The sequence below is a fragment of the Microcystis sp. LE19-195.1E genome (assembly GCF_027532095.1).
GTDB classification, from domain to species: Bacteria; Cyanobacteriota; Cyanobacteriia; order Cyanobacteriales; family Microcystaceae; genus Microcystis; species Microcystis aeruginosa.
On record NZ_JAPZSZ010000305.1, the window covers coordinates 1 to 10,948 of the forward strand.

Here is a 10,948-nt window from a genome sequence, read left to right on the forward strand (position 1 = left end):
ACACCCCACACCCCACACCCCACACCCCACACCCTACACCCTACACCCCACACCCCACACCCCACACCCCACACCCCACACCCCACACCCCTCTCCCTTCTCTACAATAATTACTCGCAACCAGAAATACCTTGGGTTATTAAGTACCTAAGCAAAATTAATTACACATCTAAGCCACTACTCCGTGAGACTTCTGCTGATGTGAGCAAACAGAGAACTGAAAACTCACATCCGATCCCTAATAGCTTTCTCCCGTCTCCTGTCTCCCGTCTTCTGTCTCGACTAGGAAATTAATTTTGCACGACTCAATATCATACTTTGTGCTTTTTGTCAAAAAAACTTTTTTTTTGCAATAAAACTACACAAAAAAAAGATCATCGTTGCCAGTGAAATTGACTAATTTACCCGTCTTAATTAGGATCACCTTCTAGGTGTGGCAAGGGTTTCAACCATTGCTGCCCAAAAAAGCACAGAATAACCCATTATGAAATTCAGTAAAATCGCTGTAACCATCATAACATCGTTGTTAAATAAAAATCTTTCTCAATTAATTTTTAAGAATTTATAAATATTGCGGAATGTTAATTTAAATATTCTCAAGTTTTTGCAGTAAATCAATAATTTTTACTTATCTTTGTCCAACATTGGGTTAGAAGTCAGTTATCAGTTATCAGTTATCAGTTATCAGTTCACTGAGAAAACTCCCTACACCCTACACCCTACACCCCACACCCCACACCCCACACCCCACACCCCAATTCCCCACACCCCACTTCCCACTCTATTTTAATTTGACTGCCATAATTGCCAAGCTTTAACGAGATTTGCTCCCATCAAGGCAGCCACTGCATTTAAAGTCTTAATTTCCTCACTATCGGGATTTAATTTTCTGGCCTTATCTAAGACTTTTTGGGCTGCTTGCGGTTGCCAATCGTAGAGATAAATAAAACCTTGATAAGCATAATGATAGGGATTATGGGGGTCAATTTTAATCATTTCCTCCGTGGCTTTTATTGCCCCTGCTACATCCTGTTGTAGTACCTTAGAAATTGCTAATCCGTAGGCTAAAGATAATTTATCGGGGGGGTTTTGTTGCTGTAAACGATAGGAAAAAGCCTTGTCTGCTTGCAGCACATAATCCTGAATCGAATCGTATTGATTGATACGATTAGTTAACTGAAAAATTGGCTCAATACCCGTTAATCCTTGACCAATATTAGCAGACTTTAAGCGCAATTGGGTCACTAAATCTAATTGGGGCGTTGCTAACTTGGGAACTTGAGGATCGATGGTAATTTGAGCATTAGTTTTAATTGGATAGGTTTCGCCAGTTTCCCGATTGAGATAGACAGCAGATAAGCGATAAACTCCGGGGGTTGCTGCCGACTGCATGGCGGTTTTTTCAGTAACTTCAAAACCATTTTGTTGCTCTTCTGGAGTTAATTTTTCTGCCATTAATATCCCCATAGCAATACCATGATCGTGCATCCAATAATCCTTACCGTCCACTTCTTGCCAGTTTAAAATCACTATCCCTGACTTTAATTGTTGCCAGTCTCCTGCCCATTTATAAACCACGGGAATGGGTTGATTAGGAGAGGCTTTTTCGGCAATGGCAATCTCTCTTAATTCCACCTGTATTGGAGCAGTTCCAAGGGGTTTAACCGTGACGGAAGGATATATTTTTCGGTGTAGGGAAAGGGTACTATCATCCGGTAGCTGCCAAGTTTTCTCCACTTGGAAATCTGGCCCAGTGGCGACTCGATTAACAATTTTTTTCTGGACATCGGGGACGGAACCCTGTTCACCAGTTTTAGTTAAAAACCAATCTAAAGAATTGACATCCTTTTCGATATCTTCTTCCCGAACTCCCACCTGTCTGCCGGCAACCTGGGAATTATGTTTACCACCGTAGAAAGAGAAGGTATGTTGATTTAATTCGGGGGTGGAAGGTAAAACCCCTAGGGTGCTGCGAAGATAGGGAGAATCGACTAGAATCTCTTTAACTACTTCTTCCTGTTGCCAGCCGGTTTTTAAATAGGGATGGTGTTGCAATTCGGGACTAAAAACATTAGTAATTATATCTCCCCCCAAGGGGAATAAATTTAAGCTGGTGAGGATAGCGGCAATAGTTAATGTTCCCCAACGGATAGCGGGGGCAAAACGACCGCGCCAAGATAATAAACCAACGGATAAAATTAAGGATAAAGTCGGTAAAAGCGGCAAAATATAACGAGCATCTTTATTGATATTGAGGGATGATAATAGGTATCCCCCCAGCAGAAAAACTCCTAACCAAATCCACACAGGACGATTAACCTTATCTTCGGTTTTTCTATGACGTAAGGAGATTAATAATCCCACCAGGGGAACTAATAACAATACCCAAGAAAGAAAATAGGGTAAAACTTGGGCGTAAAATGTCCAGGCATCTGGACTGGTAAGAGGGGGATCTCCCTCCAAAATCGCCGAATCTACCGTGGCACGTTTGCCCGCGGTTAACATTAATAACCAATTCGTCCGATACCAGGGAAACATTAACAGTGCTGCCGTCAAAAAACTGAGCATTAATTGCGCTAGATTGCCCCAACGTTTTCGCCGGAGATTTTCGCCCAATACCCACAAAATCGGTAAAAAGAGGAAAAATAGGGCGGTTTGTTTGACTAACATCCCTAAACCGAAAGAAATCCCGAAAGCGATCGCTTTTAGCCAGCCTTGACCACTAAATCGCCACCATGTCAAGCATAAGTAAGAAAACGTTACAATTGCCGCTAAGGGAAAATCTAAGAGATATTCGAGGCGATAATAGTATAAACCGGGTAGAAATTGACAGATTAAGACCGCCCATAAAGCCACAGTTCCATTAAAGAGGATAATTCCCAATCCGTACACAGAAAAGAGCAGTAGGGCGCTATAGATAGCCATTACCCACATACCCGCATCAACGCTAATACCAAAGAGATTAAAGAAGGGAATCGTTAAAAGATAGGTTAAAGGGGGAATTTTCGGCGACATTAGCCATAAACTGCGCCACCAATCCCCGTCAAACCAGCGAGGATTTTGGAAAGCTTGGGTATAGATAATCCCACCGTTGAGATAATCGGCCTGATCCCAAGCAGGAATAGTATGATCGAGACTAAACCAGAATCTATCGACTAATATCCCCAATATCCAAATAATACTGACAATAATTAATTCCTGTCTCCTATCTAGCGATCGCTTCAAAATGACTTCTCCCCAGTGCAACTCTCAATTATTTTGCCACGCCCTCAAGCGACCCTGAAAAAATCGCCAGCAAGAAACACCAGACCGATCGGGGTAAAATAAAGATTTAGTGAAAAATTGTAACAGGAACTTGACAAATGCGAGTGGTGATCGTTGGTGCGGGATTAGCGGGAATGGCAACAGCTATCGATCTGGTCGATGCGGGCTGTACAGTAGAAATCTTAGAATCTCGTCCCTTTGTCGGGGGAAAAGTCGGTAGTTGGGTAGATGCGGACGGTAATCACATCGAGATGGGCTTGCACGTCTTTTTCGGTTGTTACTATAATCTTTTTGAGTTAATGAAAAAAGTGGGCGCTTTTCAATCCCTACTGCTCAAAGAACACACCCACACTTTTATTAACGAAGGGGGAAAAATCGGCGAATTAGACTTTCGTTTCGCCGCGGGTGCGCCTTTTAACGGTTTAAAAGCCTTTTTTACCTCCTCCCAACTCTCGGCAGCCGATAAAATCTTTAATTCTCTGGCCTTAAGTACAAGTCCCATCGTCCGCGGTCTGATAGACTTTCAAGGAGCGATGAAAACGATTCGGGATCTGGACTCGATTAGCTTTGCCGATTGGTTTCGTAGCCATGGCGGTAATGAAGGCAGTTTAAAAAAAATGTGGAATCCGATCGCCTATGCCTTAGGATTTATCGATACGGAAAATATCTCGGCCCGTTGTATGCTGACGATTTTCCAATTTTTCGCCGCTAAAACCGAAGCTTCCGTCCTGCGGATGTTGGAAGGTTCCCCCCACGAATACCTGCATAAACCGATTATTGACTATCTGGAGGCACGGGGCGCCAAAATCTCTACCCGTCGTCAAGTGCGGGAAATTCTCTATTCTGGAGAGGGCGAAAATCTGCAAGTTAATGGCATGATCGTCGCTAACGGAGAAACCACGGAAACTATCACCGCAGATGCCTATGTTTGCGCTGGTGATGTCCCCGGTATTCAGCGTCTTATTCCCCAAGATTGGCGAAAAATGCCGATTTTTGACAATATTTTCCGACTAGAAGCCGTCCCCGTCGCTACGGTACAATTGCGTTTTGACGGTTGGGTGACGGAGTTAAATGATGCCGAAAAACGCCGACAACTGCAAAAAGCGGTGGGAATTGACAATCTTTTGTACACCCACCAAGCGGATTTCTCCTGTTTTGCAGATCTTGCTCTCACCAGTCCTAGGGATTATTATCGCCCCGGAGAAGGTTCTTTATTACAGTTGGTTTTAACCCCCGGTGACCCTTTTATTAAAGCTAAAAATGAAGATATCGCCGGGCAGGTTTTAGCGCAAGTCCATCAGTTATTTCCCTCCTCGCGGGAGTTAAATATGACTTGGTTTAGTGTGGTGAAATTGGCCCAGAGTCTCTATCGGGAAGCACCTGGTATGGATGTCTATCGTCCCTCGCAAGCGACTCCTATTGCTAACTTTTTCCTGGCTGGTAGTTATACCCAACAGGATTACATTGATAGTATGGAAGGGGCGACTTTATCGGGTAAACAGGCAGCCAAAGCAATCTTACAACAGGCCGAGCACCGGAAATCTTTAGCCACGGTTTGAGCAAGCAGCCGGCAATCTCGTCTCTTGAGAAGGGATTGCCTCTAGACTTGTTTTCAGTGGCAAAAGATACCGCTATAGCTAACTTGGGAAGTCAGCCTCTCAGGGCAAGCTATACAAAAAAGACCGATCGAGCTAGACTCGTAAAAAGATAACTCCATCTAGAAGGCTTACCCTAGACTGGAAAGAACGTCGGAAAAATCTCGTCAGAAATAGGAGTCAATCGAGTTTATGCCAGAGCTTGCTGTACCATTAGAGCTTGATTTCACTAGCGAAACCTATAAATCAGCCTATAGTCGCATTAATGCCATCGTTATTGAAGGCGAATACGAGGCCAATAGCAATTATATTCAATTAGCAGACATCCTCGCCGATAACAAAGAAGAGTTACACCGTCTGGCAAAAATGGAAAACCGTCACATGAAAGGTTTTCAAGCTTGCGGCCAAAATTTGAAAATCACTCCTGATATGGATTATGCCAAAGAATTCTTTTCCTCTCTGCACAATAACTTCCAAATTGCCTACGCAGAAGGTAAAATCGTTACCTGTTTATTGATCCAATCTTTGATTATCGAAGCTTTTGCGATCGCCGCCTATAATATTTATATTCCTGTTGCTGATCCTTTTGCCCGTAAAATTACTGAAGGCGTAGTTAAAGACGAATATTTACATCTCAATTTTGGCGAAGAATGGCTAAAAGCGAACTTTGAAACCGCTAAAGAGGAATTAGAAGCCGCAAATCGCGCTAATCTGCCCATTGTCTGGAGAATGCTCAATCAAGTCGAGGATGATGCTCGCGTCCTCGGTATGGAAAAAGAGGCCCTCGTGGAAGACTTCATGATTAGCTACGGGGAAGCTTTAAGCAATATTGGTTTCAGCACCCGTGATATTATGCGAATGTCTGCCTACGGATTAACTGCTGTCTAAAGCTTGAGCGTCTAGATTTCTTTTTTTCGCCCTGCTGCCGCTCAACACAGAGCGGCTCTTTTGTGTATTATATTTAAGAGTCTTAACGATTTCTTAGCAATATCCTAATTTTTATCTAGTGCCATCTAGTCTAACGAAAGAACAATCAATGTTTGGTCTTATAGGTCATCTTACCAGTTTAGAACACGCCCAATCGGTCGCCGACGATCTAGGTTATCCTGAATATGCTAACCAGGGATTAGATTTTTGGTGTGCTGCCCCCCCGCAAATTGTCGATGATTTTCATGTCACCAGCATCACGGGGCAAACCATCAGAGGTAAATATATCGAATCCTGTTTTTTACCGGAGATGTTGTCGAATCGTTGGGTAAAGTCTGCTATTCGTAAGGTGCTAAATGCCATGGCACTCGCTCAAAAAAGTGATATCAACATCACCGCACTCGGTGGTTTTTCTTCAATTATTTTCGAGGAATTTAATCTCAAAGATAATCGACAGGTGCGCAATATCGAGCTAGATTTTGGCCGTTTTACCACCGGTAACACCCACACCGCTTACGTCATCTGCACTCAGGTGGAAACCCTCGCTGAAAAAATGGGCATCGATTTAGCTCAATCTACCGTCGTGGTTTGCGGGGCCACCGGAGATATCGGCAGCGCCGTTTGTCGTTGGTTAAATGAAAAAACCGATACAAAAGAACTAATATGTGTGGCACGCAATCAAGAGCGTTTACAATCTCTGCAAGAGGAGTTAGGACGCGGTAAAATTCTCCCCCTAGAGGAGGCTTTACCCCTGGCTGATATCATTGTTTGGGTGGCTAGTCTGCCTAAAGGGGTGGAAATTGATCCAGATCAACTCAAGCGCCCCTGCATTATTATTGATGGTGGTTATCCGAAAAATTTAGGCACGGTGTTAAATGCCCCCGATATTTCGGTGATTAAGGGCGGCATTGTCGAGCATTCCCTCGATATTGACTGGAAAATTATGAAAATCGTTAATATGGATATTCCCTCTCGTCAAATGTTTGCCTGTTTTGCTGAGGCGATTTTATTGGAATTGGAGGGTTGGCAAACTAATTTTTCCTGGGGACGCAATCAAATTACCGTCCCTAAAATGGAACAAATCGGCGCAGCTTCCCGCAAACACGGTTTTCAACCTTTGTTATTTTAATTAATATCCCCAACCCCCCACCGACCACGGAATTAGAAGTTTCAGGCGACAAATAATCAGGAGTGAGTGCTTGACTTTGGCGGCGGCTTGGGCTATGATTGTATTATAATGGGATATTCGTGTTTAACTTTGAATGCTTGGGTTACCATTATAAATAAACTCTTTTAAAAATATTATCCCAAAATCTGCCGACAAAAGCAAGCAAAATTTTGCCATCAATTGTTAAGTTTTGTTAAGAAAAATCCCAAGAGTGGCAAGGAAGAGAACTTCCTTAGCTGATCAGTCCGATAACCTTGATAGTTTCTCATGACTTTTGGGGGAATTATAGAAGTGTGGGCCTGATTTTTAGCTTTCTAGCAAAGACGACAAAACCACTAAACCCTGACTAGAACTAGATTTTTTCCTGATGAAAACTTGGTTAGAAGATCGCGGTATTTTACCCGCTTACGGTGGTGGGGTAATCATTGGCATTACCCTCTGTTTTTTCGGAGCGGCGACCAATACCATGGCGGGATGGTTGTATGCTATCTGTGGCACGACGATCGCTGTTTTAATTTTATCGATAATTTTACCCCGTCGTTCCCTTCTTCCCCTGAAAGTGCGTCGTCTTGCCATTGTACCCGTAAGTGCGGGAGACGATCTTAGTATTAGCCTAGAGATAGAAAATACTAGCAATCAGCCGATAAATCTGTTAGAAGTGACAGATATCCTGCCTATAGTTCTCGATCAGCCAAAAATAACCGCAATAGAAGCGATTGCCTCCAAAAGTTGCCATCATTGGACTTATTATTTACCCACCAGTAAACGGGGTATTTATCACTGGCAAGAAGTACAATTAAGAACAGCAGCCCCTCTCGGTTTATTTTGGTGTCGTCGTTGTCATCAAGCAGCGGCTAAAGCTTTAGTTTATCCCCAAATTTTACCCTTACAACAATGTCCCCTGATCGATTCCCTCGGTCAAGAGATGGAACAAAAATTAGAAAATAATCGCTATTATCAAAGGGCTAGTCAAGGACTTACCCGTAACCTGAGACAATATCGCTACGGTGATTCTACCCGTTTAATTCACTGGAAAACTAGCGCCCGTTTGGGAGAATTTCAAATTCGGGAATTAGAAGTGTTAACGGGAGGACAGGAAGTGATTATCTGTCTCGATACCCTCTGTGATTGGCAAGAAGACAGTTTTGAACGGGCGATTATTGCCGCTGCTTCCCTCTATTTTTATGCCCATCGTCGGCAATTAAATGTGAAACTCTGGACGGGTGAAACGGGTTTAATTCAGGGGGAGAGGATCATTTTAGAAACTTTAGCCGGTATAGAGGCAAAAGCTAGTCAAAAAAATGCTAATCTGCCTAATTTACCTGTAATTTGGTTGACAAGTAACTTCAATTCCGTCGAACAACTCACCCCCGGCAGCCGTTGGTTATTTTTCCTCGCTGCCGATTCTAGGGAGAGTCCTTCACTCTTAATCCGACAGTTTAGCGGATTGGCGATCGAACCAGAAACCTCTCTACAACAACAATTGCAAAAACCCCCTCGTTGAGGAAATTTCCGTTCACAGTCTAGATTGAGAGGAGATTCTCCGGAAAAAAATGCCCGTATCCCCGAAAAAGATGTTATGATAAAAAAGACTCGGACTCATGCGATCGCAACGCCTTAACCTTGTCAGGACCGGAAGGTAGCAGCAATACGGGATGCTTGTGACTGGCGTGATCTCCGGGTCTTTTTGTTGCCTGTGACGGTCGCTGTTGTGAACGCTTTCAAAACTTTTCGATCGCTTACTGCCGAGACTCGTCGTCAATTACTCTTCCTCTTCGTCACGGCGCTGTTTTTCTGGACAAGTATTACCACTCTCCTCCCCACTCTCCCCACCTATATTGACTTCCTAGGCGGTAGCAAACAAGATATCGGTTTTGTCATGGGGGCCTTTGCTATCGGTTTAATTTTATCGCGCAGTTGGTTAGGCAATCTAGTCGATCGCCGCAGTCGCAAATTAGTGGTTTTATTTGGAACTATTGTCGCCGCTACCGCACCCCTCGGTTATCTATTTTTTCGCGATCTTTCCTCTTTATTCGCCGTCCGCGCCTACCATGGTCTCAGTATCGCCGCTTTTACCACCGGTTACAGTACCCTAGTGGTGGATTTTTCCCCCGTTCGTCAACGGGGAGAGATAATTGGTTATATGAGCTTAACTGCACCCATAGGCATGGGAATCGGTCCAGCTTTAGGCAGTTATCTCTACGAATCGATCGGTTATAACGGTTTATTTCTAGTTTCCGCCGCTTCAGGAGCGATCGCCTTTCTCTTGGGTTTCTCCATTCAAGAACCGGACTTCAAGAAAAAATTAGCCCAAATGAAGGCAGAAAATCAGACAATCGAGCGCAGTTTTTGGGCATTATGTCAAGAGCGAGCTTTTTTAGTCCCTACCTTAGTTTTTCTATTGGTCGGTACTTTATTCGGCGGTTTAGTCGCTTTTTTACCCCTGTTTCTCCTCGAAAATCAGATTCCTGTCAGTGCTGGTCTATTCTACAGCTGTGCGGCAGTATCGGGGGTAATCGGACGGATTTTGTCGGGAGGAGCCAGCGATCGCTATGGACGGGGTTTATTCATCACTATTAGCGTTTTTTGCTATGGTTTATCCATGTTGATTCTATCTTCTGCCCGATCTCCTTCCGATTTAATTTTAGCCGCTATCCTCGAAGGTACGGGAGGGGGGATTTTATTCCCTATGTTACTGGCTTTAATCTCCGATCGCTCTGGGCCCCAAGAACGCGGCCGGGCCTATTCTATCTGTATCGGCGGTTTTGATGTGGGAACAGCCTTAGCCGGTCCAATTCTGGGGGTTTTAGCAATTTCCTACAAAACTATGTTTAGTTTATCGTCAGGATTAGCTGTTATCGCTCTCTTTCTCTTTTTTACTCTCTCTAACCCCACCATACGCCATTCTTTTCTCTTCGCTTTCGGCTTAGAAAAAGATCGTTATGCTCTGCGCGGACAATTACAATAAAGCTTACTGAAAAAGTTTTTCCTAGGGCAGGGTTATTTAATAGGTTTGAGGTGGAAAATTATCGGGAATATCTAATTCAAATACTTGGTCATGAATCCGAGCCACATAAAGCCCTTCTTGCAGAATTTTTTCCCGTAATTCCGGGGATAAATCAACCGCCGCTAATATGCCATAGAGTTTTTTATCTTTGTGTTCAGGAAAAAAGCGGCGAAACCGTTGCAAAATACTTTTTAATTGTGTAATATCTTCCTGTCTAGCATGACTTTTAACCTCAACGATATAAGCGGTATTTAGCTCACCATTGGTATAGGCAAGAACATCAATTTCTAGGTGTTGTCCTTCTTTACTGGCGCGCACACTGGGACTAACAACTTCCATACCAAAGCGTTGTCTGAGAATCGTTTCCATTGAGGGAAGGGCAAGTCCTTCGGTAAAGCTGCCGAATTTGGCACCGAGTCCCCCAATTTGTTTGCCCAGTTCTTTGAGTTGTTTGTCAGTTTTCTTCTGTTGTTGAGCGTTTTCCTTCTGTTGCTGACTAACTTCCTTCAATAGTAGGTCAGTCTCCTTCAGTTGTTTGTCAGTTTCCTTGAGTTGTTGAGCGTTTTCCTTCTGTTGTTGACTGACTTCCTTCAGTTGTTTGTCAGTTTCTTTTTGAGCAGCAGTCAATTCGGCTTGAGCAGTTGCTAATTCGGCTAGGATTCGCCATACGTCTTCTGATGTAGTTGCCATAGATCAATTTTTTCTCTCTAATTTGGTCTATTACTATTTTACTGAATTTTGCCGATTCATGAATAAGAGAGTGTTTTTTCCTTTGGGGAAGATAGAGCGATAGCCCTTGATGTTTTAATAGGTTTGAGGTTGAAAATTATCGGGAATATCGAGTTCAAATACTTGGTCATGAATCCGAGCCACATAAAACCCTTCTCGCAGAATTTTTTCCCGTAATTCCGGGGATACATGAACCGCCGCTAATATGCCATAGAGTTTTTTATCTTTGTGTTCAGGAAAAAAGCGGCGAAACCGTTG

General features: G+C 43.5%; 8 protein-coding genes, 1 other RNA gene and 1 pseudogene. 7 read left to right on the forward strand and 3 right to left on the reverse strand.

What is annotated here, in order from left to right; all coding sequences use genetic code 11:
- The first annotated feature begins 634 nt into the window (after positions 1-634).
- Complete coding sequence (locus O9300_RS16860) at positions 635-790, forward strand: hypothetical protein (protein WP_287972872.1); 156 nt, start codon at positions 635-637, stop codon at positions 788-790.
- Here O9300_RS16860 and O9300_RS16865 read toward each other — a convergent pair.
- Positions 787-3,225: a glycosyltransferase family 39 protein gene (locus O9300_RS16865; protein WP_287972873.1), complete on the reverse strand. Its 2,439-nt coding sequence runs from the start codon at positions 3,223-3,225 to the stop codon at positions 787-789. The genes O9300_RS16860 and O9300_RS16865 overlap by 4 nt on opposite strands.
- A 137-nt stretch (positions 3,226-3,362) precedes the next feature.
- On the opposite strand from O9300_RS16865, the gene zds reads away from it, so the two are divergent.
- From zds to O9300_RS16895, 6 genes are all read left to right on the forward strand, one after another.
- Positions 3,363-4,823, forward strand: coding sequence for a 9,9'-di-cis-zeta-carotene desaturase (gene zds / locus O9300_RS16870; RefSeq protein WP_287972874.1), 1,461 nt, complete (start codon positions 3,363-3,365; stop codon positions 4,821-4,823).
- 228 nt (positions 4,824-5,051) lie between these two features.
- Positions 5,052-5,747, forward strand: a complete 696-nt coding sequence (locus tag O9300_RS16875; protein WP_286824574.1) for an aldehyde oxygenase (deformylating) — start codon at positions 5,052-5,054, stop codon at positions 5,745-5,747.
- 148 nt (positions 5,748-5,895) lie between these two features.
- Complete coding sequence (locus O9300_RS16880) at positions 5,896-6,915, forward strand: long-chain acyl-[acyl-carrier-protein] reductase (RefSeq protein WP_287972875.1); 1,020 nt, start codon at positions 5,896-5,898, stop codon at positions 6,913-6,915.
- A gap of 406 nt (positions 6,916-7,321) precedes the next feature.
- On the forward strand, positions 7,322-8,458 hold the full coding sequence (locus O9300_RS16885; RefSeq protein WP_287972876.1) for a DUF58 domain-containing protein: 1,137 nt from the start codon (positions 7,322-7,324) through the stop codon (positions 8,456-8,458).
- An 86-nt stretch (positions 8,459-8,544) separates the two neighbouring features.
- An RNA gene (gene ffs, locus O9300_RS16890) (signal recognition particle sRNA small type) lies at positions 8,545-8,641 on the forward strand.
- A 9-nt stretch (positions 8,642-8,650) separates the two neighbouring features.
- Entirely contained in the window at positions 8,651-9,922 is a 1,272-nt protein-coding gene (locus O9300_RS16895) for an MFS transporter (RefSeq protein WP_287972877.1), read from the forward strand.
- A 36-nt stretch (positions 9,923-9,958) separates the two neighbouring features.
- On the opposite strand, the gene O9300_RS16900 is transcribed toward O9300_RS16895, so the two are convergent.
- Entirely contained in the window at positions 9,959-10,651 is a 693-nt protein-coding gene (locus O9300_RS16900; RefSeq protein ID WP_287972878.1) for a DUF3782 domain-containing protein, read from the reverse strand.
- Between the two features lie 114 nt (positions 10,652-10,765).
- Positions 10,766-10,948, reverse strand: a pseudogene (locus O9300_RS16905) (DUF3782 domain-containing protein); the annotation flags it as partial.